The organism is Streptomyces sp. NPDC085596 (assembly GCF_044541565.1).
Classification (GTDB): domain Bacteria; phylum Actinomycetota; class Actinomycetes; order Streptomycetales; family Streptomycetaceae; genus Streptomyces.
The window spans coordinates 951,732-978,014 of sequence record NZ_JBITTC010000002.1; the positions used below are offsets into that span (position 1 = coordinate 951,732).

The following is a 26,283-nucleotide window of genomic DNA, read 5'->3' on the forward strand; positions in this document are numbered from 1 at the left end:
ACCCCGCGACGACCGTCACTCAGCGCTTGTCCCCCGGCACGTCCATCACGGTGCACACCACGCGCCACACGTCCTTGGCGTCCCATCCGGCGTCCAGTGCCTGGTGCACCGTCCGTCCGCCCAGCTCGGACATGATGTGATCGCGCGCGAAAAAGTCGGCGTACCCCGAACCGAAGTGTGCCGCCATCCGCTGCCAGAAGACCGTCAACCGCATGAATACCACTCCACAGCCGCTATGACCTGTATGTTTCCCACCCCTCGCACCCGAGCATGACCGTCAGGGGGTTTCCAGGGAGTTCGCTTCTCCACGGAACCAAGCATCCATGGCAGCGCGACCTCGCATGCCAGCGTCGGGCATGAAGGCGTGTATGTACGCAGAGTAAAGCCGGGGTCGGCGTGCCCGAGCCAGCGGGCGAGGGAGACGACCGACTCGCCGGCTTCGAGCTGGACGCTGGCGTAGGTGTGGCGAAGGGCATGGAAGCCGAGCTCGCGTGACGGCTGCCACTTTCCCCTGCCGGAATCGGGGTCCGCTCTGCCGATAAGTCCCGCTGAGGCGAGCGCGGGCTTCCAGAGGCGCGTGTTCCACGTGTCGCGGTTACATGCGCGCTGCTGTCGGGTGGCCAGGAGAAGTGGGTAGGCGCGAGGAGCCCAGTCGACGCGCTGCCGGTCGTTCTGAGGCTCATAGGGGCTCTCCCAGGGGAGAGTTCCACCACGACAGGCTGCCAGCGCTTCGAGTGCTGTTCCATGCCGGCCAGGACGCCGGGTGCCACATCGACTTGACGCGTCTTGCCGCCCTTAGGGAGCGCAAAGAAGAGATGGCCGTCGATCATGCAGACCTGCCGCCGGACATGCACGACTCCGTTCTCGGCGTCGAGGTCTTCCGGGGACAGTCCGAACACCTCGCCCTGGCGGAGTCCGAGCCCCACCCTCAAGTCGACTGCGAGACGGTATTGCTCGGGGAGTCCAGCACGTACCCGCATCGCCTGCTCGCGCGACCACGCCCGCGCCCTTCTGCGCAGGTTTGGCCGGCGGCCGAGCGGTGCGACTCCCCTTCATCGGGTGCTTCACGAGCCTGCCGTCCTCGACAGCAGCCTGAAGGATCGTAGAGAGATGCCCCCAATGGTACGGATCGTCCCGGGTGACAGAGTCTCCTCCAACAGGGCAACCCATTCCCGGAGGGCTGGCGCGGTGATGGCATTCAGGGAAAGCGGCCCGAGCGTCAGGAGAACATGTCCCCATATTCGCCGCCGCGCCGCATCTCGGGTGGTGGCGGCATACCGCTGGTGCGGCCACCACCGTTCCTCTACATACGCGCGCCGCAGGATTGTTCCTTCACGCGGGTCAACGAACTCCTGCCGCGTCACGTCGGTTTGAGCATGGGCGAGCCATTGCTTGGCGTCAGTGAACTTGGTGAAGCTGCGAGCACGGACACCGGGGATGCCGGCGACTTTGTGCATCAGCGGTACCAGCGCCTGGCTGTCGTGCAAGTTGGCGCCGGAAATGCCGATGGAGAGCGGCAGCCCGTTGCGGTCACAGATGACATGGATCTTCGACCCGAGCTTGCCACGATCGGTCGGATTCGGTCCGGTCAAAGGCCCCCTTTGACCGCCCGGATGCTGACCGAGTCGATGGCACACCGCGACCAGTCCAGCCCACCATTCACGCCGAGCCGGTCCAGCACAACCCGATGCAGCTTCGCCCATACGCGGGCCTGGGACCAATCCGTGAAACGTCGGTGCACGGTCTGCCAGGAGGCGCCGAAGACCGGCGGCAACTGCCGCCAGGTGCAGCCCGAAGTCGCAACGAAGACGATCGCGGCCAGCACGGCACGGTCATCACATCTCCGTCGTCCACCGCCCTGTGCCCGCACCGGCGGCTCCGGTGCCGCATCCTGGAAGATCTCCCACAGACCGTCCGGCACCAGCCGCTCAACTATCCCCATGCCGAGACAACGAGCAACCACCAATCAAGACCCCGTCTTAGCTGCAATCATTTAGCATGCTGCAGCGACTTTCCCTTAGTAAACAAAAGGCAAAGCGCCCTTGAACGACCAGCTCAGGAAGAGTGGTCCCCGCGCGAGCGGGGGTGAACCGAAAGGGAGGCCCGCGCCATGAGCGCACAGCCTGTGGTCCCCGCGCGAGCGGGGGTGAACCGTCCGCCATGCCCGCTGAACGCCCCGCCCACTGGTGGTCCCCGCGCGAGCGGGGGTGAACCGTGCGGGCCCGGCCCTGGGCACCGGCCGCCGGGGTGGTCCCCGCGCGAGCGGGGGTGAACCGCTGATGGCGTTCGAGCCGCGCCGGAAGGGCGGGTGGTCCCCGCGCGAGCGGGGGTGAACCGGCGGCGCAGCAGGTGGTGGCGGCCCGCCCGTTGTGGTCCCCGCGCGAGCGGGGGTGAACCGATGTACAGCCGCAGCCCGCTGACCTGGGAAACGTGGTCCCCGCGCGAGCGGGGGTGAACCGTCCGGAAAGACTCGGGCTGAAGGGTGACCGTGGTGGTCCCCGCGCGAGCGGGGGTGAACCGCGGCGGGACGCCACCGCGGCCTCGAAGTCGAGGTGGTCCCCGCGCGAGCGGGGGTGAACCGACGCAGGGCGAACTCGCGCTGTACCCGCCGGAGTGGTCCCCGCGCGAGCGGGGGTGAACCGCAGTCCCCGGGACGACTGACCGGAACCCAGAAGTGGTCCCCGCGCGAGCGGGGGTGAACCGATCGCTGATGCGCTCGGTCCCGGCGCGTCCATGTGGTCCCCGCGCGAGCGGGGGTGAACCGCTGTACGACAGTGGAATGCGTTTGGCGGACCCGTGGTCCCCGCGCGAGCGGGGGTGAACCAGGGCGGCGGTGGAGCTGAGGGTCACGTCCAACGTGGTCCCCGCGCGAGCGGGGGTGAACCGGAGTACGAGGGAGGGGCGACGGTGCGTCAGCTGTGGTCCCCGCGCGAGCGGGGGTGAACCGAGGCCGACGCCGAGCAAGCCGACGAAGAAGTAGTGGTCCCCGCGCGAGCGGGGGTGAACCTCCAGCAGCACATTGGCGGGCTTGATGTCCCGGGTGGTCCCCGCGCGAGCGGGGGTGAACCGCAGCTCCGGGCGCATCAGGAGTTCCTGGACTGGTGGTCCCCGCGCGAGCGGGGGTGAACCGCAGGCGCCGGCGGCGGCCGGGGCCGGGCGTGCGTGGTCCCCGCGCGAGCGGGGGTGAACCGCAGGCGTGGCGGTACGCGGGCAACGAGACCCCGTGGTCCCCGCGCGAGCGGGGGTGAACCGTACGAGGTCTCGAACCCGTAGTGCGCCCGCGCGTGGTCCCCGCGCGAGCGGGGGTGAACCGGCGTCGTTCAGGGGGCTCACCATGAACATCTGGTGGTCCCCGCGCGAGCGGGGGTGAACCTTCAAGGGGCGATCTCTGGGGCCTGCCCGCACTGTGGTCCCCGCGCGAGCGGGGGTGAACCGGGCCTCCTGGAGAAGGTCGGCCTGGCCCGCACGTGGTCCCCGCGCGAGCGGGGGTGAACCGGCGCTGCTGGACATCGGGATTACGCCTCCGGGGTGGTCCCCGCGCGAGCGGGGGTGAACCGATGGTCGGCGCCAAGCCCCGTGCCCAGGTCGAGTGGTCCCCGCGCGAGCGGGGGTGAACCGATGTACAGCCGCTCGCCTCTGACCTGGGAAAAGTGGTCCCCGCGCGAGCGGGGGTGAACCGACCGGCGACATGATCATCAGGGCGGTCACGTCGTGGTCCCCGCGCGAGCGGGGGTGAACCGCAGGTGCTGGGCCCCCTGGACGGCTGGAAGCTGTGGTCCCCGCGCGAGCGGGGGTGAACCGGGCACGGCCAGGTGGTCGTAGTGGGTGACCCAGTGGTCCCCGCGCGAGCGGGGGTGAACCGATGACCTGGTAATACTCGGGCAGCGCCGCGTGGTGGTCCCCGCGCGAGCGGGGGTGAACCGGTCGAGCACCCCGACGCGTCGGCCGCGCTTGGGTGGTCCCCGCGCGAGCGGGGGTGAACCGAGAACCCTGGGCAGGGAGTCGGGCGGCTGCAGGTGGTCCCCGCGCGAGCGGGGGTGAACCGGGACTGCCATGACTCCGACGACTCTGATCACCGTGGTCCCCGCGCGAGCGGGGGTGAACCACCGAAGTCAGCGTGCCGATGGTGCACTTGAGCGTGGTCCCCGCGCGAGCGGGGGTGAACCGTGCTTCGCTTCCGCGAGGGTGCGCACCGCCGCGTGGTCCCCGCGCGAGCGGGGGTGAACCGCGCACCGCCGTGCGGGCCGCCGAATGGCTGATGTGGTCCCCGCGCGAGCGGGGGTGAACCGACGCCACCACCACCGGGTGCGCTGCGCGCGGCGTGGTCCCCGCGCGAGCGGGGGTGAACCGGCGGGGCAGGGGCACCACACGGTGTCGCTCCTGTGGTCCCCGCGCGAGCGGGGGTGAACCGGACCTGCCCACGGCCGCCGGATGGACGGACGCGTGGTCCCCGCGCGAGCGGGGGTGAACCGGGCAGGAGCGGTATCGGCAGGGGCAGGGAACAGTGGTCCCCGCGCGAGCGGGGGTGAACCGCGCTCCCAGCGGGTGAGCGGCGGGACCTTCGAGTGGTCCCCGCGCGAGCGGGGGTGAACCGTTCGGAGACCTGGACGTCGGAGACGCGTCGCTGTGGTCCCCGCGCGAGCGGGGGTGAACCGATCGACGTGACGAGGCTGTGGTCGGTGCAGTTGTGGTCCCCGCGCGAGCGGGGGTGAACCGATCGGCGACGCGGCGGTCACCTCGACCAAGCTGTGGTCCCCGCGCGAGCGGGGGTGAACCGTACGTCTCGCCGTACGTCTGGTGCAACTACGTGTGGTCCCCGCGCGAGCGGGGGTGAACCGAACATGGACCAGGCGTTCGGTGTCCCGGTGATGTGGTCCCCGCGCGAGCGGGGGTGAACCGCCCTGTGCCGAGCATGAAGGGTGGCTGAGCGGTGGTCCCCGCGCGAGCGGGGGTTAACCGTCGCTGATCACGGCTACTCCGGGGAGGGGGTTGTGGTCCCCGCGCGAGCGGGGGTGAACCGTGGCAGGGGCGCGGCCTCCAGCCGAACACCTCGTGGTCCCCGCGCGAGCGGGGGTGAACCGACCAACGGCTTCCTCGCGGACCTGTGGATCGAGTGGTCCCCGCGCGAGCGGGGGTGAACCGAGCCGGGCCGCGGACTTCTCGGCGGCCTGCGCGTGGTCCCCGCGCGAGCGGGGGTGAACCGGCTCGGGCCTGGACTGCGGCCGAGGCGCATGCGTGGTCCCCGCGCGAGCGGGGGTGAACCGTCGGTGCCCCAGCGCTGGCGCAGCGCGGCATGGTGGTCCCCGCGCGAGCGGGGGTGAACCGGCCAAGGGGCTTGCCCGCCTGGCCGAGGTGGAGTGGTCCCCGCGCGAGCGGGGGTGAACCGAAGGCGGCCGAGGCGTTCCTGGACGAGGTGCGGTGGTCCCCGCGCGAGCGGGGGTGAACCGGCGCTCATTTTCCGCACGACCGAGGGGGAGGAGTGGTCCCCGCGCGAGCGGGGGTGAACCGGCCACCCAGGGACGGGGGTAAGTCATGGCCGCGTGGTCCCCGCGCGAGCGGGGGTGAACCGTCGTTCGGCCAGGACCTGGACGGCTTCGGTGAGTGGTCCCCGCGCGAGCGGGGGTGAACCGGACCAGCAGGTACTGGCCGCGCGGCCGTTCGTGTGGTCCCCGCGCGAGCGGGGGTGAACCGCCCGCCGAGGCCGCCGAGGCCACCACCGAGACGTGGTCCCCGCGCGAGCGGGGGTGAACCGGCCACCGAGGGCGAGTCCTACGTGAACCCCAAGTGGTCCCCGCGCGAGCGGGGGTGAACCTCGCATTCGCCGCTCGTGGACCAACTCGCCGCGGTGGTCCCCGCGCGAGCGGGGGTGAACCGCTCAGATGCTTGCCTCGTTCATCCGCGAGTACGTGGTCCCCGCGCGAGCGGGGGTGAACCGTCGTACCCGGTCATGCGGCCGATGAGCGCCCGGTGGCGGTGGTCCCCGCGCGAGCGGGGGTGAACCGTCCTCGGCGGGAATTGACGGTGATTCGGAACAGTGGTCCCCGCGCGAGCGGGGGTGAACCGGTGACATCTACCTAGGTGAGCGTCACTGACGTGTGATCTCCGCGCGAGTCAGAGGTATCACCGGTCCACGCGAGGGCGGCGCCCGAACCCAGACGCCAACGAGCGACCGGCCGACGAGCGCCAACTACTCCGGCCGCCGTGCCTCGGGATCGACCATCCTGTCCGTTGCTCCCGTATGCATGACGGGCGTACCGGCATTCACGGTGTTCTCGTCTGGACGAAGTGCAATAAGCGTAAGACCGTCGAAGTCGATGGGTGTGCGGCGTCGCTCGCCCGCGGTTCGGAGGGTGAAGCCTTGTTCATTGGCGTCCGGATACACGAGCACTGCCGCGCCTGGTCCCACGCTCTCGCTGACGGCGCGCCAGAGTTCGTCTCGTACGCGTGCCGACAACGTGCCGACGTAGAGGCCGGGGGTCGTCTCGATCATCCAACGGCTGAGTGCTCCTCGGACACGGTCCGGGACAGCAGTGGTGTTGAGAACGGTCAGTGACGGCAAGGCTCGACCGCCTTTCCCTTGTTCTTCACGGATCAGGACTCGTGGCCGTCTGGCTCCACGAGGGCGGGCGCTGGTGAAGTCCCGTCGTTGACGGTCGATGCGTAGTTGAGGCCTGCGGGTACGGACCCGGCCTCCGGGTCCCACAGATTGACCAGTTCTACGGCGTCCCCCTCGGGCAGGGGCATCGCTTCGTCCGGTGCCAGCAAGGACTGGAGGTCCGCCACGATCCGCGGCAGCAGCTTGTAGAGACGTAGTTCCTCGCGGAAGCTTCGCCGGGCCATGGCCTCCGGGTTGGATGAGTCGTGGAGGGAGAAGGCGAGCGGAATGGTCAGCTCGGCCTTGTAGAGGTCGGCGATGTCGTAGACGAGGGCGTGTTGTTTGCCCTGGTGGACGAAGCCGAGAGCAGGTGAGCAGCCGAGCGCGACGATGGCTGCGTGGACGATGCCGTACAGGCAGGTGTTGGCCGAGGACAGGGCGAGGTTGACGGGGTCCTGGTCGTCCCATGCGGCGGGGTCGTAGTTACGCCGGAAGCGGCCGATGCGGTGCTGCTGAGCGAGGATCTTGTAGAGCGCTTTGACCCGTTGCCCTTCCAGCCCCCGAAGCTTGTTCAGCGGGGTGTCGGCAGGCACGGCGATATTGAAGCGCTTGAGGTACATCCGCTGCGCGGTGGCCAGTCGCCGTTCCGGGTCGCTCCATTGGTGGACCTGGGCTTCGAGCCACCGGGTCGTCAATGCGTCGGATGTCGTACATGAGTAGCAGCGCACGCCGCCTGAACCGCTGCACACGACGGTGGTGCCATGACGGGCGAAGGTGGCCAGGGCAGGCTGGGTGATCGAGGTACCTGGTCCGAGGAGCACGCAGCTCAGGGCCGCGGTGGGGAGGTACACGCGCGTGGTGCGCCCCTCGGCGTCAGTCGTCTCGGCGCTGACACCGGTGTCGTCCTGGACGATGCGGACGACGTCCGCGTAGAGGAAGGACAGGGAGTCTCCGATGCGCGGCAGCATCGCCAGCGTGGGCGCGGCCAGGCGCCGGCGTGCGGAGTTCTGTGCGCGAGGCGCTGAAGTACCGGTCATGGAGGTGGCTCCTCAGCCGTCGGCGGTGGCAGGGGCGAGACTGAGGAGGCCGCATCCGTATGTCTTGCTGCGGCCGATGCCGTTCAGGACGGCGTGGCGCAGCGCGTCGGCGTCCCGGATGGTCGCGGTGCCGTCGAAGCGCGTGCCCTTGTGGTGGACGGCGACCTTGTCGCTGCCGTTGTCGGGGGCTCCGCCGTGCCACGCGGTGAGGGATTCCGCATTGTCGGAGAGCAGGGTGTGCAGGGTGAGCCCGGCTTTGTCGGCTTGGGTGGTCCACCACTGTTCGGCGTCGGGCCCGCGGAGAGCTATGGCCTGCTTCCAGCGTCCTTCGGTGCTGTTGCGGCCACAGCGCTTCACCGCGTTGCCGAGTAGTCGGTAGCGGACCGTCAGGCCGGAGCGGAGCACGCTGAGCAGTGGTGTCAGGTCTCGGGTCTGTGCGTCGGCGTAGTCCTTGGGGAGTCGCTGAGTGTCGGGAGGCATGCGGCTTTGCACGAGGAGAGTGGGCGCGCCCGTGCCGTCGTCGTCGAGTCGGAAGAGGATGCCGGCGCGGGCTCGCGGGTTGTCACCGAGCCCGTCTGGGACCAGAGTCATGATCCGGCGGTGCAGGGCGGCTGCGTCCCGCAGGTCGCGCTGAACGGTTCTGGCGGCGGAGTTGAGACGCAGCCTGGTGAGCCAGACGGTCGTGGTGCCGCAAGCGTCCGCCGTGGCGGCCTCGGGAGCGAGAGAGCGAGCTGTCGTGGAGGCGGCGGTCATGTGGTGTCCTCCCGCGGTGTGGCCGGCTTGAGGTAGGCGATGAGGGCGTCGAGGTAGGTGTGGCCGTAGCCGTGGCAGAGGTCGGCGGGAAGTTCGCAGGTCGTGGCGTAGGACGGGCGGCTGCGGTACACGCGGTCGTACGCCTGGAGGCGGACCGGCTCGTCGTTGAGGGAGGTGACAGTCGCCCGGGAGGACGCGGTGGCCGGGAATTCCGCGGGGAAGGGACTGTCTGCGGTGAAGCGCACGCGGACACTCGGACCGGACGGGCGTGGACGAGCGATCGGCATACCGGTCAGGAGCTCCGCGACTGGGTCGGACTGCCGGACGGCGGTGACGAGTAGCGCACCGGGTGGGCAGGAGCGCCGACCGAGGTGCAGGGGCCAGTGAGGTGCGGCGAGGGCAGCCGCGCACCGCTCGGTGAGCTCGGCGGGGTCCGGGGCGTCGGGGGCGGTGACGGCGATGGTGAAGACCGCGTCGGCCAGGTAGTGCCGTTCGGAGACGATGGTGGTCTGGCCGGGTCCGCGTCGGCCGCCCTTCGCGGTGGGGACGGTGCGATGAACGGGAAGCCCGCCGCCCACGGTGTGAAAGTCCCTCAGGCGCGTACCGGACCGGTCATGGCGCACAGTGAACCTCAGTCGGCCTAGCTGCCCGAACAGGCTTGGGCTGCCGTCTGGTCCTGGACCGGCCACGGCTTGCTCTCGGGGTATGCCGAGCGCTGAGGCGATCATGCCGATGAGACCGGAGCGGGTGGGATGCGCGACAGTGTCCCGGTCGGTGAACGTACTGTGCTCGCCCCAGGACTGGAGGGGGCCACCGACCTGCATGATGAAGCCGGTCACGCCTGCGCGCCTCCCGATCGGGCGAAGGCGGCGGCGAGGCCGGCGACGACGAGCGCGGGGAAGGACTCGGCGCGCCCGCCGAGAGCCTGAGACCCGGCGTCGTCCACTCCGGCGTAGGCGCTGTGAACGCGTCCGGTGTCACCGAGGAGAGTGTTGACCTTGGCGGCGTAGGTCGTCAGGGCCGTGCGCGAGGCTTGGGCCCAGCCGGTCCGTCCGGCCTGCACAGGCTGTTCGAAGGCCGCGGCGAGCGACACGGGGCGATCGGACCGGACCGCCACGTGCACCAGGTCGGGGATGCTGTGGGGGGCGGTGGAGTTCTTCTTCGCGGAGGGCAGGCTCTGGATGAACTCGGTCAGGAAGGCCGCAGCCAGTTCGTGAGCCATCTCCTGGTCGGGGACGTTACGGGTCAGGTCGTGGAGGTCGAGGGTCGCGTAGCGGTAGAAGACCCCGCTGCTGTACTCGCCCGTGTTCATGTGGGCGCTGCCCGCGTCGGAGGCCCAGGTGTCGACCTCGTCCACGGCGGTGAAGAAGTCCGCCTGGACGGAGGTGCTGTGCGTGGTGAACGCGTGGGCGACCTGGACCGCCCCGTCCACGCCCGCGCCGGGGATCTCAGCGAGCATCCTGCCGAAGAGGGCGATCGAGCCGTTGCGGGACCGGAGGATGTCGTGGATCGCCTCCTTGGGGAGCTGCGGCTTCGTGGCGTTCTTGGAACCCAGTACCTTTTCGAGCTTGTCCCGGTGCTTCTCGGCGATGTCTGCCAGCGCCCCGGCTGCTTCGTCCGGGAGGAACAGCAGTGACGCGGTGGTGTCGTTGTCCTCCAGGTCGAGTTTCGTCTCGGTCGACTTAATGATCTGGACACCGGCGAGTTCGGCGAGATCCTCGGGCCAGCCCCGGTTCTCGGCAAGGATCTTGGCGACCTGCAGCGGCACCCTCCTGGTGCGTCGGGCCTTCTGCCCGATCCTGGCCTCGACCGCGAGCCGGGTGGGCCGCTTCCATGCCTGGCTGGACACCCTGGTCCGCGTCGTCCCCCCGAACGTGACCGTCTTCGGTGAACCGAGATCATCTCGGTTGACGTTGCTGAACGGCAGCGTTTGAAGGATGTGTACGTCGAGATAGCGGGGGCTGCGGGTGTCGATGGCAGGGGTGTGCGGTGCGGTCATGTCGCCTTCCTCTGTTCTGGGCACAGGAGTGCACGGGCATACGGGGTACGGGTCAGAGCGCCCCCGCGGTCAGGCGGGTCGCTCGGTGCGGCGCCGGGTGCGGTAGTAGTCCTCCAGCCAGCGCAGGGTCGTCTCGTCCCGCCAACGGGGCCAGCGCAGGATGTCGTGAAGGAGTCGGCCGTAGTCCACCGGGATGCCGGCGGAGTTCAGCTGGCGTACGACACCGGGCATCATGCGGTGGAGGCCGTCGATGTCCTGCCGGACCAGCAGGTGCAGCCGCTGTTCGACGCCACTCACCTTGTGCGGATCGGCTGACGTGCTTACTGCGTGCGTCGGCTCAGCGGCGCTCACCCGCCGGGCGCTCACTCCTGCGAGGCTCTCGCCCAGGCTCGTTCCCCAGGAAGCCTTCTCAGGTGCGGTGCTCTTGGAGGTCAGCGTCATCTCGACCGGAGGAACAGCGGGCGCCGACACATCGCTGTGCTCATCGAGCTGCGTATCGCCTCGCGCGGGGGCGTCCGCTCGTCGTGCAGCACGAGGACGGGCGGCGATCAGAGAAGCCACCGCGTAGTACGCCCGTTTGTCCGCGGGATACACGTGATCAGGGACGAGACCACGGCGGAGCAACGCGGCGAACGTCCGAGCAGGGATTTCGTGTAGCGGACGGCCCAGGCCGGCCCGAAGTGCCTGCTGCACCCCCGGACTCAGGCACGCTTGCTGCACCTGTGTGACGAAGGTGTCGTAGCCGCTGAGCTTCTCGTGCCGGGGAGCGGGTTGTGCGGCTGGGTCCGAAGCCGAGGGGCTGGCTGTGTCGGCGACGTCGGTCATCGGTCCTTCTCTCTGGACGGGGCGATGTGCTTGCCGGCAGGAAAGTCGTGCACGAGAAATCAACCGCTGGTGGTCAAGTACGGCTGTCGAGAAGGCTGCGCACCAGGCCGCGGGCACCTTCCCGGGCTTTCGCGCCTCGCGGCTGTGATGCGACGGCAGATGTGGTGCCATCGAAGATGCGCAGGGCGATCCGGCCGAAGGCGGGAAGGGCACTGCTGAAGTCCTCGTTGTCAACGAGCTCCCAGAAGCACTCCTCGGCGGCCGGCCAGTACGCTGACAGCGCCGCTTCCGGCCACGGTCCGCGGTCCTTGCCCTTTTGCGAGCTCCGCCTCGGCTTGTCATCGCTGAACGGCAGTGTGTAGGTCCTCCACGCCTTGCTCAGAGCGGTCTCCAGCCGCCATGCCACAAGCTCGGCTGCCTCGCGTCCGTCCTTCACACCGCGTGCGAGCTCCGAGTCCGACCTGCGATCCGAGGACGCCAGTAGCGCGCACAGCGGGGGGGTGGCCGCAGTGAAGTGACAGCGGTCCCGCGTCTGGCCGTCCTGATCGAACCCGTGGGCGACGACACGCAGGTACTGAAACACCTCCGCAGGCAACTGCAGGTCGGTCAAGCCGTCGAAGATCAGCGGCCTCCGACTCTGCCCGCCTCGGTCCTGCAAGATCAAGGCGTCCAGATCCCGCCACAGTGCCCGCTTCGCATCCGCGCGGCGCGCATACAGCGTGCCTTCCTTGCTCTCGTCCCAGATGAGGTACGGGTCGCGGCAGGGCGGCCGAAGACCACGCAGCGCCCAGGTGATCGTTGCGTCCACAGCGCTCGTCCCGTCATCGGACGGCTTCAGCAGAACGGCGTGCTGGTGGCGTGCGGTGAGCATCTGCATCGGCCCGGCCGCAGGCTTCGGCGGCTTCAGGGCGTCCGGGGGCCTGTGCTCTTCCTCCCAGGGACAGGCGTCGAACTCTTCTGTAGCTTGATCCGGCCAGTTGTCAGGGGCCGGGATGCCCAGGAGTAGCGTCTCGTAGAGGTTCCGGCCCAACGGGTGGCATGAAAGCACCCGCCGCAACGGTCCGGCCATCGTGTTGCCGAAGCGCTGACCTTCGACCGTGCGAGGCGTGCACTGCCCCGACGCTCCGTAATACATCTGGGCGAGGAGATGGAGAACGGCCTCCTCGGACGGCAGGGGCACCGCCGTGTCATCGGTGAAGTGGCCGAAGAAAACCTGGTTGTTCCCCGATGGCCGGCCCAGTACGAGCTTGTTGACGCCGGATGTCGAAGTGCATTCTCGAGCGAGACGACTGTCCTGCAGGAACGGGCGATCCTCGTCGTAGAGACGGAGCCCGGCCGCGTGCCGGTCGAAGTAAGCGTGTACGCGGTCTTCTGAGAATCCTGAACCGGAGTCCAACAGGTCGTAACGGCGGTACCACCAGTCGTCATCGGTCGGATCGTCCGTGCGATCGAGGCCCACCAGACGAGCCGCGATCGCACACAGCACGCGCAGCAACGCGGCGGCAGCGGGAGGTGATGCGACGGCTAGCTGTGAGAACTCCCGCGCCTGCAGGAACAGATCGCGCAGCCCTACTCTCCGGGTGAGGCCCTCCCGAGTGAGCACAGGCACCCAGGGCATCAGGTCGAGCGGATAGCGGGCATCCGGACCCGCGGCTTCAGGCATGGTGCACGGCACCTCAATCGACAAGAGGGTGACGAGGAAGTGGGATAGGGCTACGACAGAGACGTAGTCTGAGAACCTCCGCAGACGGCGGAGAGACTCCGCGCAGGCGGAGGTGAACCGATGGGCACTTGGGGCGGGAGATCAGCCCGACTCATCGCTCCCCGCGCGAGCGGGGGTGGTCGGGACGCCCGCCCGACTGGATGCCGGGGTTCGGACGCCGCGACCGTGGCCACGAAGAGACCGTAGACCTTCCTCGGTAGTCTCCGCAGCCGAACGCAGAAGATGAGTACTTGCGTCGTCACAGGCGTTCGGTGATCACCCCGAGTGTCCGGTCGTACGTGATGGACAGGTCCCCCACGATCACACCCTGCCGACTTCCCCCACCCTTGCTCCGGTGCCGAAGGAGGACCAAGGGAGCAAGTCGGGGCTCCTTGGCCCACCCGGCGGGTGGATCTTGTGCCGGCCCGCAGGCTGCACGCCAAGGCCCGTGCGCCAACGGCGCCACGTAGAGGAGTAGTTCACGGACCTCTCGAACGGTGAAGCGGCCGTCCGGCCCACTACCCGAGATCGGCAGCGAAACCGTGCACGCTTCGTCCAGCCACTGCCCGTGGTCATCTTCGAAAACGGGCAAGACCTGGACGGCATCGACCCCCAGGCGGGTGCGGACCAAGTTTTCATCCGCCTCACTGGTCGTGAGGACGTACAGGGAGCGCACTTTGCCAGGAGGGGGGACGGCGACCATGTCGGCCAGGCCGGATCGTGCCATGTCCTCGGCCAGACGTCGAAAGTCGCGCTCCATCAGTTTCTCCGGAGCAGCCGAAGGAAACTCTTCGGCGTACACACCGTCTACGAGTTGTTGCACATCGTCCGGGACCTTCACCGCCGCCCCGTCACGTTGCTCCAGGAGTTCCAGAGTGCGCTGCAGCAGCGACGGCGCGTAGACCTCCCCCCATGATGACGGAACCGCCAACTCGCCCTTGTTGTTGACGGGAGCGAGGACGAGGAGCTTGGGCTCGCGTGCCCAGTCGGGGCGTGACGGCGCGGGAGTTCGATGACGCCAGAGGCGGCCGGCTCGCTGCAGGAGCATTGCCATGGGAGCCAGGTCCGACACGACCAGGTCGAAGTCCAGGTCGAGGGACTGCTCGATCACCTGCGTGGCGACCAGGATCGCTCCCCTGGCCCCGTCCGGCCGCTTGGTTCCGGGCTTGTCGATTCGTCCGAACCATGACTCGGCTTCAGCGGTGAGGGCTGCCCGTCTGCCGGCCGCGAATCGCGAGTGCAGCAGCCGTAGGTGTGGGCCGGCGGCCGCCTCATGACACTCTGCCTCGCCGTCCACCCGGTCGTCCCATCCCAGATAGCCGTCGCCGAACGTGGCTCTGAAGTGGGTACGTAGGGCCTCGAAGGTTTGCTGCGCTTCGGCAACCGTCGTACAGATCACTGCCGCACAGCCCCCCTGTGCGGCGACATCGTGCAGCGCCTCCAGCAGTGCGGCATGCCGTCCGTCCGCCGTGGCGGGATCGTAGGTGTGGGTGACGCGACGGATCTCGATCTGGAGGCTGCGGCGCTGTTCGCTGACGAGCGCTTCGGCGGGCTTCAGGAGGGGACCCTCGTCCGCTGGGGCGTAGATCCATCCGGGGTAGGCGGGAGCAGGCAGCTCGCGTTCGGCAGCGGCCTTGCTGACTCCGGAGAGGTACGCGCGGACCATTCCACTGGCAATGTCCCCGGTCAGCGTGGCGGAGAGTAGCACCACAGGCACTCGCAAGGCACCGAGCCACTGCAGCAGGCGCAGCATCAGCAAGTGGGTGTACGCGTCATACGCGTGTGCCTCGTCGATGATGACCGTCTTGCCCGCAAGCCCGAAGTGCCGCAAAGCATTCCGCTTGAGCGGGAGAATGCCCATCAGGGCTTGGTCGATGGTCCCGACAGCCAAGGGGGCCAGGATGCCGCGCCCCCGGGTGCGCAGCCAACGCCCAGCTTCTACCGATACCCCGTCCGCCGAGTCGGCATTCGGAGCGTGGTCGGACAGCACGCGTGGCTCGATGTCGCCGGACGCCTGCCTTTTGTCTGCATGCCCGGGTTGTGGATCGGTATAGGGGGCGTAGAGGTCCGCCATGTCGTGCAGGAGAGTCAACTGCGTCGAGTGCAACAGGTTCTCGCGGGCGAAACGGGTCAGGCGACCGTGCATCTGATTGGCCGTGGCCTGTGTGGGCAACGCGAAGAAAATGCCGCTGGTGCCGCTGGCGTGCCCCATCAGCGTTGCGGCGTACAGTGCGGTCTCGGTCTTGCCCTCGCCGGTGGGGGCGGTGACCAGGAGAATTCCTGGTCCGGTCAGCCGGGCCCGGGCCAGTCCTGCTTCGACGCTGAGCTGGAGCGAATGGGGCGTCGTAATGGCCGGGAACAGGTCGCGGAAGCTTCCCTGCTTGAACGCGGCCCGTCCCAGGCCGGCTTCGTCCAGCAGCCTCGGTGCCATGGCCTCCATTCGCTGCGCGTGCGCCTTCAGTCCCGTCAACGTGTCCAAGCCATCGGCTCCGCGGTCATATCGCTGCTGGCGGATGATGACGTGTTCCTGGCTTGCGATCCAGTCCGCGACGATCACCATTCCGGCGATGACGACCGCATCGGTTGCCGGCAGCGCCCGAGACTGGGGAACCGACGAAAGGCCGAGCACCTCGTAGAGCGCCTGAACATGCTTCCGCCGCTGCTCGGCCCACTCCCCCGCCCCCAGTTCAGGCAGCGACTGCAAGGGATCACGCAGGTGTGACCGGTCATTGTCACGCGGGTAACGGCCATGGTGACCACCGAGCACCTGCGCGATCTGCGTCAGCAACCACGACATGGGCAAGCCCGTTTGTGGATAGCCGAGGGCAACCAACAGCGAGGGCAAAGCCGCGTGGGTGGCGTACTCGTGTCTCATGCGCTGCGTCTTGCTGTCGCCCGAACGGTCGTGCCCGTAGGCCGGCTCATTAAGGAAAGCGGCAAGATCTGGGCGCTTCCTCAGGATCATGTCCTGAAATTGCGGAGTGATCTTCCCAAGGTCATGCAGTCCAGTCCAGAACATCACCGTCCGTCGGGCATCCGCCTCGCTCAACTCTAAGGACTTCGCGATGCGTTGTTGCTGCCGTCGACTCAAGCAGTGATCCCAGACCGCCCCTCCGACCATGGCGCTGTCCAGAAGATGACCCACCGCCGGATACGGATCGACCAACCCAGCTGCCTTGCCCTGAATCCGCGTATCGACCACGGCACTCTCCCCATCTGGCTTGTGGTCGAAAGTGCACCACATGGCACTGACATTGAGAGGAAGAAGCTGCTCAGAGCACCTTTCAGGGACGAGTCCCCACCCGCAGGGCGTGCGCCATGGCAGCCTACGTGCCCGGTTGTGCGTGGCTCCACGGCCAACTGCTACTGCCTTGTGCCACGATGATGGCGATGATGGCGATGAACGAGCGGATCGGTAAAGAGACTGCAAAGGGCGTCTGAACGCCCAGCTCATGAAGTGTGGTCCCCGCGCGAGCGGGGGTGAACCGCCGTGCAGGCCCTGCTCGCCGAGGCCACCCGTGTGGTCCCCGCGCGAGCGGGGGTGAACCGCTGTTGCGCGAGGCGCACGACGCCGTCGCCAAGTGGTCCCCGCGCGAGCGGGGGTGAACCGTGGTAGAACCCGAGGGCGAGTCCGGCCGTGCGGTGGTCCCCGCGCGAGCGGGGGTGAACCGGGCCATGTGCGTGGCTCCTTCCGGTCGGTGGGGTGGTCCCCGCGCGAGCGGGGGTGAACCGGTGGGCGACGCCGCCCACACGCAGGCCCAGTTGTGGTCCCCGCGCGAGCGGGGGTGAACCGAGGCGGGCGGCGTAGATGGGCGGCAGGGCGACGTGGTCCCCGCGCGAGCGGGGGTGAACCGTACAGCATGTCTGCGATGTGCTGGTACCACCCGTGGTCCCCGCGCGAGCGGGGGTGAACCGGAGTGGCAGCGCGGGAAGATCGACCCGTCCACGTGGTCCCCGCGCGAGCGGGGGTGAACCACCCCCGGCACCCCGGCGTTCCTGGACTGGTACGTGGTCCCCGCGCGAGCGGGGGTGAACCGGAGTCCGGCACCCGCTACATCGCCGCCGCTCAGTGGTCCCCGCGCGAGCGGGGGTGAACCGATCACCATCGGCGGCCTGCGCTAAGCGCCCGAGTGGTCCCCGCGCGAGCGGGGGTGAACCGGTGCCCAGCGGCACCCACTCCTCCGCGCCATGGTGGTCCCCGCGCGAGCGGGGGTGAACCTGTCGGGGAGGTCGTCCAGCCCGTCCAGCGCGGGTGGTCCCCGCGCGAGCGGGGGTGAACCGACCGCGGGCTGCACCGGCACTGACGCCGAGGTGTGGTCCCCGCGCGAGCGGGGGTGAACCGACGCGGCGGCCCTTGTGATCCACCCAGAGACGGTGGTCCCCGCGCGAGCGGGGGTGAACCGGGGGAACCTGGGACGCCGCCCGCGCCCAGACGGTGGTCCCCGCGCGAGCGGGGGTGAACCGTCTGGTCGATGATCCAGCGGCCGGCCTGCTTGGTGGTCCCCGCGCGAGCGGGGGTGAACCGTGGTCGTATACCGCCACCGCGTCAGCCGCGTGGTGGTCCCCGCGCGAGCGGGGGTGAACCGGGGCGTCATGGTGCGACCAGAGTTGGTGGGAAGTGGTCCCCGCGCGAGCGGGGGTGAACCGTGGCAGCAGCGCGAGGTGCAGCAGCTCGCGGAGTGGTCCCCGCGCGAGCGGGGGTGAACCGAGAGGCACAGATCATGAACGCCACGCCGGAGAGTGGTCCCCGCGCGAGCGGGGGTGAACCGAGAAACGCTCTGATGATCCCCACCGCTGTCCGGTGGTCCCCGCGCGAGCGGGGGTGAACCGCCCTTCCCGCCAGACACCGACCGAGGAGCCACGTGGTCCCCGCGCGAGCGGGGGTGAACCGGCAGTCGACCAGCCCGACCACACCCGCCTCACGTGGTCCCCGCGCGAGCGGGGGTGAACCGGGGAACGGGGTCTACACCCTGACCGCCGGCTCGTGGTCCCCGCGCGAGCGGGGGTGAACCGATGGCGGGCGGAGCCGGAGTTGCACTGACGATGTGGTCCCCGCGCGAGCGGGGGTGAACCGATGGTGGGCGGCCTGAAGGGCATGCTCGTCGAGTGGTCCCCGCGCGAGCGGGGGTGAACCGGCCGCCGAGGCCGCCGGGATCTCCCCGCGTTCGTGGTCCCCGCGCGAGCGGGGGTGAACCGGAGCCGGCGGCCAAGGGCGCGAAGTGACCGACGTGGTCCCCGCGCGAGCGGGGGTGAACCGCAGCGCGACCGCGCTCTGCGCCGAAAGTATGGGTGGTCCCCGCGCGAGCGGGGGTGAACCAAGACCAGCCTCACCGATCCGGCGACCGCCACGGTGGTCCCCGCGCGAGCGGGGGTGAACCGAGGCCGCCGCCCTTGTGCGCGTCCTCAATGACGTGGTCCCCGCGCGAGCGGGGGTGAACCGCCAGGCGCGGGTGTCACCACTCATCCTGGGATGTGGTCCCCGCGCGAGCGGGGGTGAACCGCTAAAGTCTCAGAGGCTAAAGCGGCCGTGAGCGTGGTCCCCGCGCGAGCGGGGGTGAACCGCCGCCTGACCTCCCGGCTCGCTGACCGGCGGCGTGGTCCCCGCGCGAGCGGGGGTGAACCGTTCCCGCCCTTGCTCGAGATCAGGGCCATCGCGTGGTCCCCGCGCGAGCGGGGGTGAACCGCGGCGGCGTACTCGGCCCAGCGTGCGCGCTGAGTGGTCCCCGCGCGAGCGGGGGTGAACCGGAAGCGCTGGGCCGCTCGCTCACCTGGCAGCAGTGGTCCCCGCGCGAGCGGGGGTGAACCGAAGTCGGGCCACGCCGACCGGCTGACCTGGAAGGTGGTCCCCGCGCGAGCGGGGGTGAACCGAGCTGGTGGCGTTGGCCGCTGCCACGCGACTCGTGGTCCCCGCGCGAGCGGGGGTGAACCGCTGGTCAGGTTGCTGTAGCCGGTTCCGGTGACGTGGTCCCCGCGCGAGCGGGGGTGAACCGGCGATGTCGGCGGCGTCCAGGAGACGGCCGGTGTGGTCCCCGCGCGAGCGGGGGTGAACCGACGCTGGCCATCGAGGCCCTGCATGCGGCGTTGTGGTCCCCGCGCGAGCGGGGGTGAACCGCCTCGCAACCGGGCTCACTCCAGCTCTACCAGGTGGTCCCCGCGCGAGCGGGGGTGAACCGTCCGTCGCCACCCGGTCGATCGCCCACGGATAGTGGTCCCCGCGCGAGCGGGGGTGAACCGTTCGCCAGCCCGGCACGGATGTGCTCCGGGGCGTGGTCCCCGCGCGAGCGGGGGTGAACCAAGGCGGTCCGGGTGGGGAGCGGGTACTGCTCCGTGGTCCCCGCGCGAGCGGGGGTGAACCGGGTCGCTCGATCGGCTGCGGGCTCTGGGCGCGTGGTCCCCGCGCGAGCGGGGGTGAACCGCCTCCCGTCTTGGTCACGTTGCCGGCGTCGTCGTGGTCCCCGCGCGAGCGGGGGTGAACCGACGGTCGTGCTGGCATTGTCCTGGGCGAGGGCGTGGTCCCCGCGCGAGCGGGGGTGAACCGTTCGCGGACAGAGTCGTTGCGTCCATGCAGCCGTGGTCCCCGCGCGAGCGGGGGTGAACCGGACATCACGGCGGGGAGCCCGCCAGCGGTGTCGTGGTCCCCGCGCGAGCGGGGGTGAACCGACCGAGGCCCCGTCCGACTCCCCGACGAGCCCGTGGTCCCCGCGCGAGCGGGGGTGAACCGTCCCGTAGCCACCCGGCACGTACGCCTGGTCCGTGGTCCCCGCGCGAGCGGGGGTGAACCGCCGATCAGCACGGCCCCCACTGCCGTTGCTGCGTGGTCCCCGCGCGAGCGGGGGTGAACCGTCTGATTCCTCGTTTCACTCCGAGTGCTGCATGTGGTCCCCGCGCGAGCGGGGGTGAACCGCGTGAGCATGTACGAGAACCACGTAGGACGGAGTGGTCCCCGCGCGAGCGGGGGTGAACCGTACACTGCGCAGTTCTCCGCCCTGCCCGGGCGGTGGTCCCCGCGCGAGCGGGGGTGAACCGGGTTCCGCTACTCGCTACGCACCCCCGTGGTCGTGGTCCCCGCGCGAGCGGGGGTGAACCGTCACCGACTCGTGCCGACGGGGGTTTGATCAGGTGGTCCCCGCGCGAGCGGGGGTGAACCGCGGCCGGAGACGATCGCGCCCAGCAGGGTGGCGTGGTCCCCGCGCGAGCGGGGGTGAACCGATCAACGGTTTGCAGGGCCGGACTGTGCAGGTGTGGTCCCCGCGCGAGCGGGGATGATCCGGTGGACCACTTCTTCTTGGGCTTCTTCTCTTCGTGGTCCCCGCGCGAGCGGGGGTGATCCGGCGGCCCGGTACTCGCGGCGCCTGACGCTGTGGTGGTCCCTGCGCGCCGGGCACGTGCTCATCCAGTCCTGCCCGGGGGACGGACACCAGCTGGACGTTCGCCGCAACTTCCTCGACATAGCCGGGACCGCCGAGCGGGTAGAGATGTTCGGCGCTGCCGAACTGGGGCTTGGCTTCGAACGAGTCGATTGGCCTCAGGGGAACGAGTCCGCTGGCCCCGATTAGCGATCTTGGGTGCTCGTCGTGAACGAGTTGATTGGCCCCACCTGAGTGAGGGTCGCGTTGGGTGTCGACCGCGAGTTCAACCGCCCGCGTTCGCAATCGGGTCGCTGCCGTTCTGGGCTCGCTGATACATATGTGCGATGGCAAGCGACGACTCCGGTGAGTTTCAGGCAGGGCAGTCGGGGACTCATCGTGAGGGTCCCCGAGGCAGAACCTGCTGTTCGAACATGGCGTGAGCGGCTGGACCCCTCAGCCCGTGCAGGTGTTCCGGCCCATGTCACCGTCCTCTTCCCGTTCCTCGACGAGAGCCGCATTAACAGCGGTGCTTGCGCTGCCATCGGAGAAGTGATCGGGCGTCACCGGCTCTTCGAGGCCCGGTTCGAACACTGCGGTCGATTCCCGGGGATCTTGCATCTCGTCCCCGAACCGGACATCCCGTTCCGCCGGCTCACCGAGGCGATCGCGGACCGGTGGCCGGAGGCCCCGCCGTTCGGCGGGCAATTCGACGAGGTCGTCCCGCATCTGACCATCGCCCAGGGGCAAAACGATGCCGTGCTGGAGGAGACCGAGGCTGACCTTCGCAGCCGGCTTCCCGTCACTGCCCGCGTGTCGTCGGTCGATCTGATGGTCCACGACGGAACAAGGTGGCAGCAGCGAGCGTCGTTCGCGCTCCGGTGATCCCTCTGTTGGCCATCGGTCAGCCGCCGCCCAGCTGGGCCTTGGCGTGCGTGAGACGGTAGGAGTCGCTGCCGGTTTCGATGATGTTGCCGCCGAAGGTGAGGCGGTCCGCGATGGCCGCGCAGAGCCGGGGATCGGTGAACGTCTTGGTCCACGAAGAGAACGACTCGTTGGAGGCGCTGGCCATGCTGTTCTTCTCCTCGCGCTCGGTCAGAACCTGGAACAGCAGCTCGACGCCGGGCCGGTCCAGCTCCATATAGCCCAGCTCGTCGATGCAGAGAAGATCGACGCGTCCGCAGCGGGCGATGGTCTTGGTCAGCAGCTTCTCGTCGGCGGCCTCGACGAGCTCGTTGACGAGTTTGGTGGCCAGGACGTACTTGACCCGGAAGCCGGCCATCGCGGCCTCGGTGCCCAGCGCGATCAGCAGGTGTGACTTGCCGGTGCCGCTGTCGCCGATCAGACACAGCGGCAGCCCTTTGCGGACCAGTCGCACGAGGCCAGGGTTTGGGGAGCCCGCGGCGAGCTGGAGTACCACCCTGTCCAGCCAGACCTGGTCGCCGAGTTCATCGCCGACACCTCGATCAGCGCAGGCCGCTACCGCCACCCAGTCCGCTTCGTACGGGTGCGTGACGACCTCACCCCGCAGCAGACGCCACCCTCACCGCCTGACCGGCGACTTCCCGTCCCGGCCCTCGCCGCACCCGTGCGCGCGGTTGCCTACTTCAAGGAAGCCGAGAAGCGACTCCGGGCGGCAATGCGGACAGGCAGAGGCCCCTGCCGGAGGGCGTCGAGGGCCTGCTCCCGCGATGCAGGGGGGCACCGGGCGTTCTTCACCGCCATCGGGCAGTCACCGCAGTGCACGGCGGGGGTCGCGCCCCGCTGCACCATCCAGTCGGGCGGCGCGGGCCGCGCCTGCTCGCTGCGCCGCCGCTGCGTGCCGCCCAAGTGCTGACCCACGCTTCTCCGGTCGCCATCGCCTCGTCGGTCAGCCCGTTCAGCTTGCCTCAGGCATGGTCTGGAAGCGCGTGCGCACGGCGTCGCCGGCCAGGAGGTAGAGGCAGCAAAGGAAGAAACGGCGGTGGGGGCACTTCCTGTCCGCGGTGAGGGTCAGGAACAGGGAGCCGAAGGCTGGGCGTGTGGCGATGATGTCCCAGTCCTGGGAGACCGGGGGTTGCGCTTCAGGCGCATAGGCCCAGGCGGTCATCTCCTCAGGCGTTGGATTGACTACATCTTCGAAGGTGAGTTCTCGGCTCACTGCGCCTATACAAGCGCAGCAACCTGATCGCTACCAGTGGCGCGCGGATCGACGGGAGGCCAGGGCTTCGGCTCGCAGAGGCTCTCCGGTTCGTCCATGCCGAGGGCCATACCCGTGCCAGCAAGGCAGCCGTCGACCACCTGCGGCCGGTATTGGATCTGCTTCAGTCGGCGCTTCACGGTTCGGGTGATCTGGCCGAGGTCGGCCGCAGCAAGATTGCCGATGTCGCGCTTGACCAGCGACCAGATCCCCTCGGTCGGATTGAGCTCGGGGGCATAGGTGGGCAGTTGGAACACGGTGAGCCACTCGGCGTTAGCGTCGATGAACTCCCGCATGCCCGCTGTCAGGTGCAGACGGACGTTGTCCCAGACCAGCACGATCGGACCGCCGAGCGGGAGGCGGGCACGGATGACCAGGTTGCGGAAGTCCCGCCAACCGAAGCCCTTCGGCTCGTCCTTGCGCCCCCGATACTCGCGGATCGCGTAGATCAGCCGCGACCGCTCGCCAGGCTTGTAGCAGGCCATGCCCGCCATCGACACCCGCCCGGAGCCACGGCCTCTCACCTTCACGACCGGGGTCTGGCCGATCCGGCCCCAGGTCTGGCGCGCGGCGGAGTCACCGACTGCCCGGCCTCGTCCTCGAAGACGATCCAGGCCCCGCGCTCCGCCGCGACGGTCTTACCCGCGGCCAGGTCTCCTTCTTCCACACCTCGACCGCGTCGTCGTCGCGCTCGATCGCCCGCCGGGTGGGCTGCTGCCAGCTCCATCCGTGCCGCTTCAGCAGCCGCCAGGTGTCCTCGACCGTGTAGGAGACATGGAACAGCCGACCGATCAACGTCTTGATCCGCCCCAGCGTCCACCGCTGGTCCGCCCACCCGTGGGCCAGCGGACCGCGCTCCAACTCCCGCTCCAGCCTCGCGATCTGGGCCTCACTGAGCCGAGGCCTTCCCGGCGACCCCTTCGACAGAACCCCGACTTCTCCACTCTCGCGCCAGGCTCGGCGCCACCGCTCGACCGACCGCACGCTGATCCGCAGGGCAACGGCAATCTCCGCGGTCTTCTGCCCACCCTCGAGGCAGCCCACGGCCTGGAGCCGTAACCGCTCCCGCGTGGTCCTCTCGGCATCGGTCAGCCCGCCGCCCTGCGCGTACCTCACATCCCAGGGCTACCGGTACCGACACCCAGCTGTCAGGCGAACGGCACCGACATCACTCAATCAAGTTCAGTAGCACCGCAGGCTGCCCCCCCGAGCCGACTCTGCTCGGCAGGCGCGAAACCGAGCCTGCCGGGGAACGATGCCGACCCACACCTCCGCCTCGCCGAGATCGGCATGGAGCACAGCCTCGGCCTCACCTGCGACCCGGGGAGGCGACCCCGTCCGCATCCCGTACATCGAAACGCAATGGCATGGCGCCGCGCGGCGTGGGCTCCCACACGGTATCGCTGGACAAAGTCATTGAATCATCATCACGACAAAGAAAGAGCCCACCAGCAAAGACCCGAGAATGCCTGAAATAATACCATTCCGGCGGAGTGTCGACACATCCTCCAGATCACCCTTTCGCTTGAGGTCACGAATGGTAAAAAAGGATGCGGCAGCGAGAACCAGAGCAATTCCCCCGATTCCGCACAGGATGAAACCTGCCAATCTGAGCCACAACAGGGCACCATTCACCTCGGAAGTAGCCTCGTACATCGGACCCCCCTGATCACCCGGACGGAGAACCAATCCAATATACGGCACATCCGGCACCCGGACCATCCGCTTGCAGGAAACTAAAGGAGGCGGTAGATGCCGTGACACGCCACACGATCGATAGCGCCTACGCGAAGTTGACATCGCTGGAGAAAACAGCCGACGCAATAAGTGGAGCCCGAAAAAGAGGCCAATGGACCTGAGGGACCCTCACTCTGACACTGGCGGCCCACGAGACCGGGGCATCGGCGCGAAGTTCCTGACTCCTCAAAAAACCTTGGCCTTCTTCTCTCGGGCATCCAACAGACCGATCGCCGACGGCACCAGCCATCTCCACAACCGAGGGGAGCGGACGAACACGCCCATCTCTCCCGGCGCGAGTCGGCACTCATGCCCACCCAGTCAGAACCAAACGATCACGTTCGGAAAGCGGACGGTGGCTAAATACCTGCGCGTTCTTCACCGACTCCCATGGATCTGGGGAGCACTGTCAGAAGCCGTCCGCGGGAAAGCGAAGCGCGCTGTCATACAGGCTGGCCGGGATGTGGAGGTTGGCGGTGTTGTAGTCGCCGAAGCGCAGCACGTTGTCCCTACGGTGCGGGCTGAGCGCGGCGATGTCGTCGGGGCTCAGCTCCCAACCCTGGGCAGCCATCTGACGCGGTGTGCCGGTCATATCGACGGTAGCGGAGCAGAACGGTCGTCCGGACGGCGCGGCCGACCTCGCGGAAGACCCTGTAGATCTAATTCTTGCGGGAGTGGTTGTTCAAGCGTCGCACGTTACTCATGCTCGCGACGATCGCCTCGGCTTGCGAGGCTTCCACCTCGGCCCACGTGAGCCACGACCACCTCGGGTATGTCCAAATACCTCCCAGGCAAGGTCACCGCCAGGCAGCCTAATGATCTTCCGGCTGATGCGATCCGCAAGTTGGCACCAGCCGGTGAACCACCTAGACAGTCACAGAGAGTTGTCCTCACCTGGTCAGACCAGCAGCCCGAAACTCCCCGGCCGCACCCTCACCCTAGGGGGTTTCCAGGGAGTCTCAACGCGGGACGGGCCGGGACGGCGAGGACTGCCGATTTCGCACAACAGTGCTGGTCATAGCCCTAGCTCACGAAATCTGCGCAGGTCGATGGGCCATCCGCTGCCAGAAGACCGTCAACCGCATGCCTCAAGTATCCCGCCTCGGGGGGCGGGAGTGCCCGGGACTGTTCTCGGGGGCCGCCGGTGGCCCTACGGTCTGGTCCATGGCCGAATCAGGTGCTCCCTCACTCCCCTCCGTGCCCCCGGCGCACTCCCCCCTCTTCCGCGCGGAGCGCTTCGTCTGGCTCACCGCGCGCGTGCTGGAGCAGCGGCTCTTCGCACACCACTTCCTGAACGGCGGCGCGGACCCGGTGGAGAGGGCCCTGGACGCCTACCGCAACGAGGACGGCGGCTACGGTCACGCCCTGGAGCCCGATCTGCGCGGTCCGGTGAGCCAGCCGCTGCACACCGCTCGCGCGCTGCGCGTGCTGGACGCGGTCGGGCGGTGCGGCGGGCAGCGGGTGGAGCGGGTGTGCCGTTATCTGACCTCGGTGTCCACCGTGGACGGCGCCCTGCCCGCGGTCTGTCCGAGCCAGCGCGGCTATCCGTTGGCGCCCTTCGTGCCGGTGGTGGACGACCCGCCCAGCGAGCTGCTGGCGACGGGACCGGTGGTGGGCCTGCTGCACCGCAACGAGGTGTGGCACGCGTGGCTGTTCCGGGCCACCGACTTCTGCTGGCAGGCCGTGGACGCCCTGGAGTCGTCGCATCCGTACGAGGTCGAGGCCGCCGTGGCATTCCTCGACGCCGCCCCCGACCGCGCCCGCGCGGAGGCGGCCGCCGACCGGCTCGGCCGCCTGGTGCGCGAGCGGCGGCTCGCGGCCCTGGACCCGGACCGTCTCGACGCGTATCCGGTCTCCCCCGGCTACGCGCCCGGCGAACACCACTTCGCGCACGACTTCGCCCGAAACCCCGACTCGCTGGCGCGTGCGTGGTTCACGGACGAGGAGATGGAGCGCTCGCTGGACTTCCTCGCCGCCGAGCAGGAGGAGGACGGCGGCTGGCCGGTCCGCTGGCGCCGGTGGGCACCGGCTCCGGCCCTGGAGGCGCGGGCCGGGGTGACCATCGAGGCGCTGCGCACCCTCAGGGCGTACGGCCGCTACATCGGCTGAC

At 69.1% G+C, this 26,283-nt stretch carries 17 protein-coding genes, 2 pseudogenes and 2 CRISPR repeat arrays; of the genes and pseudogenes, 2 read left to right on the forward strand and 17 right to left on the reverse strand.

What is annotated here, in order from left to right; translation table 11 throughout:
- Positions 1–19: 19 nt before the first annotated feature.
- The 10 genes and pseudogenes from ACIGA3_RS09805 to cas3 form a co-directional block, all read right to left on the reverse strand.
- Positions 20–214, reverse strand: a complete 195-nt coding sequence (locus tag ACIGA3_RS09805) for a DUF3046 domain-containing protein (RefSeq protein ID WP_399712327.1) — start codon at positions 212–214, stop codon at positions 20–22.
- Positions 215–1,418: 1,204 nt separating this feature from the next.
- Positions 1,419–1,942, reverse strand: a pseudogene (locus ACIGA3_RS09810) (IS5 family transposase); the annotation flags it as partial.
- Between the two features lie 122 nt (positions 1,943–2,064).
- Positions 2,065–6,063: direct repeats of the CRISPR family, unit length 29 nt; unit sequence GTGGTCCCCGCGCGAGCGGGGGTGAACCG.
- Between the two features lie 124 nt (positions 6,064–6,187).
- On the reverse strand, positions 6,188–6,559 hold the full coding sequence (gene cas2e, locus ACIGA3_RS09815; RefSeq protein ID WP_399712330.1) for a type I-E CRISPR-associated endoribonuclease Cas2e: 372 nt from the start codon (positions 6,557–6,559) through the stop codon (positions 6,188–6,190).
- Between the two features lie 32 nt (positions 6,560–6,591).
- Positions 6,592–7,632 (reverse strand): type I-E CRISPR-associated endonuclease Cas1e, encoded by a 1,041-nt coding sequence (gene cas1e, locus ACIGA3_RS09820; RefSeq protein WP_399712333.1) that lies wholly within the window; start codon positions 7,630–7,632, stop codon positions 6,592–6,594.
- Positions 7,633–7,644: 12 nt separating this feature from the next.
- On the reverse strand, positions 7,645–8,385 hold the full coding sequence (gene cas6e / locus ACIGA3_RS09825) for a type I-E CRISPR-associated protein Cas6/Cse3/CasE (protein ID WP_399712336.1): 741 nt from the start codon (positions 8,383–8,385) through the stop codon (positions 7,645–7,647).
- Complete coding sequence (cas5e, locus tag ACIGA3_RS09830; RefSeq protein ID WP_399712538.1) at positions 8,382–9,209, reverse strand: type I-E CRISPR-associated protein Cas5/CasD; 828 nt, start codon at positions 9,207–9,209, stop codon at positions 8,382–8,384. The genes cas6e and cas5e overlap by 4 nt, the downstream gene beginning before the upstream one ends.
- A gap of 11 nt (positions 9,210–9,220) precedes the next feature.
- Positions 9,221–10,384 (reverse strand): type I-E CRISPR-associated protein Cas7/Cse4/CasC, encoded by a 1,164-nt coding sequence (gene cas7e, locus ACIGA3_RS09835; protein ID WP_399712339.1) that lies wholly within the window; start codon positions 10,382–10,384, stop codon positions 9,221–9,223.
- 69 nt (positions 10,385–10,453) lie between these two features.
- Positions 10,454–11,380, reverse strand: coding sequence for a type I-E CRISPR-associated protein Cse2/CasB (casB, locus tag ACIGA3_RS09840; RefSeq protein WP_399712342.1), 927 nt, complete (start codon positions 11,378–11,380; stop codon positions 10,454–10,456).
- Positions 11,283–12,872 (reverse strand): type I-E CRISPR-associated protein Cse1/CasA, encoded by a 1,590-nt coding sequence (gene casA, locus ACIGA3_RS09845; protein ID WP_399712345.1) that lies wholly within the window; start codon positions 12,870–12,872, stop codon positions 11,283–11,285. The genes casB and casA overlap by 98 nt, the downstream gene beginning before the upstream one ends.
- A 298-nt stretch (positions 12,873–13,170) precedes the next feature.
- A complete protein-coding gene (gene cas3 / locus ACIGA3_RS09850; protein ID WP_399712348.1) occupies positions 13,171–16,113 on the reverse strand; it encodes a CRISPR-associated helicase Cas3' in 2,943 nt (980 codons plus the stop codon).
- Between the two features lie 257 nt (positions 16,114–16,370).
- Positions 16,371–20,242: direct repeats of the CRISPR family, unit length 29 nt; unit sequence GTGGTCCCCGCGCGAGCGGGGGTGAACCG.
- A gap of 414 nt (positions 20,243–20,656) precedes the next feature.
- Between cas3 and ACIGA3_RS09855 the strand changes: the two genes are divergently transcribed.
- A complete protein-coding gene (locus ACIGA3_RS09855) occupies positions 20,657–21,142 on the forward strand; it encodes a 2'-5' RNA ligase family protein (protein WP_399712351.1) in 486 nt (161 codons plus the stop codon).
- Positions 21,143–21,161: 19 nt separating this feature from the next.
- Here ACIGA3_RS09855 and ACIGA3_RS09860 read toward each other — a convergent pair.
- From ACIGA3_RS09860 to ACIGA3_RS09890, 7 genes and pseudogenes are all read right to left on the reverse strand, one after another.
- A pseudogene (locus ACIGA3_RS09860) lies at positions 21,162–21,661 on the reverse strand (ATP-binding protein); the annotation flags it as partial.
- 198 nt (positions 21,662–21,859) lie between these two features.
- Positions 21,860–22,030, reverse strand: a complete 171-nt coding sequence (locus tag ACIGA3_RS09865) for a DUF6233 domain-containing protein (RefSeq protein WP_399712540.1) — start codon at positions 22,028–22,030, stop codon at positions 21,860–21,862.
- Positions 22,031–22,136: 106 nt separating this feature from the next.
- Entirely contained in the window at positions 22,137–22,397 is a 261-nt protein-coding gene (locus ACIGA3_RS09870; RefSeq protein ID WP_399712355.1) for a hypothetical protein, read from the reverse strand.
- A 5-nt stretch (positions 22,398–22,402) separates the two neighbouring features.
- Positions 22,403–22,966 (reverse strand): transposase, encoded by a 564-nt coding sequence (locus tag ACIGA3_RS09875; RefSeq protein WP_399712358.1) that lies wholly within the window; start codon positions 22,964–22,966, stop codon positions 22,403–22,405.
- 46 nt (positions 22,967–23,012) lie between these two features.
- Positions 23,013–23,552, reverse strand: a complete 540-nt coding sequence (locus tag ACIGA3_RS09880) for a winged helix-turn-helix domain-containing protein (RefSeq protein ID WP_399712361.1) — start codon at positions 23,550–23,552, stop codon at positions 23,013–23,015.
- Between the two features lie 297 nt (positions 23,553–23,849).
- Positions 23,850–24,092 (reverse strand): hypothetical protein, encoded by a 243-nt coding sequence (locus tag ACIGA3_RS09885; protein WP_399712364.1) that lies wholly within the window; start codon positions 24,090–24,092, stop codon positions 23,850–23,852.
- A 490-nt stretch (positions 24,093–24,582) separates the two neighbouring features.
- A complete protein-coding gene (locus ACIGA3_RS09890; RefSeq protein WP_399712367.1) occupies positions 24,583–24,744 on the reverse strand; it encodes a hypothetical protein in 162 nt (53 codons plus the stop codon).
- 593 nt (positions 24,745–25,337) lie between these two features.
- Here ACIGA3_RS09890 and ACIGA3_RS09895 point away from each other — a divergent pair.
- A complete protein-coding gene (locus ACIGA3_RS09895) occupies positions 25,338–26,282 on the forward strand; it encodes a hypothetical protein (RefSeq protein ID WP_399712370.1) in 945 nt (314 codons plus the stop codon).
- The last annotated feature ends 1 nt before the right edge of the window (position 26,283 follow it).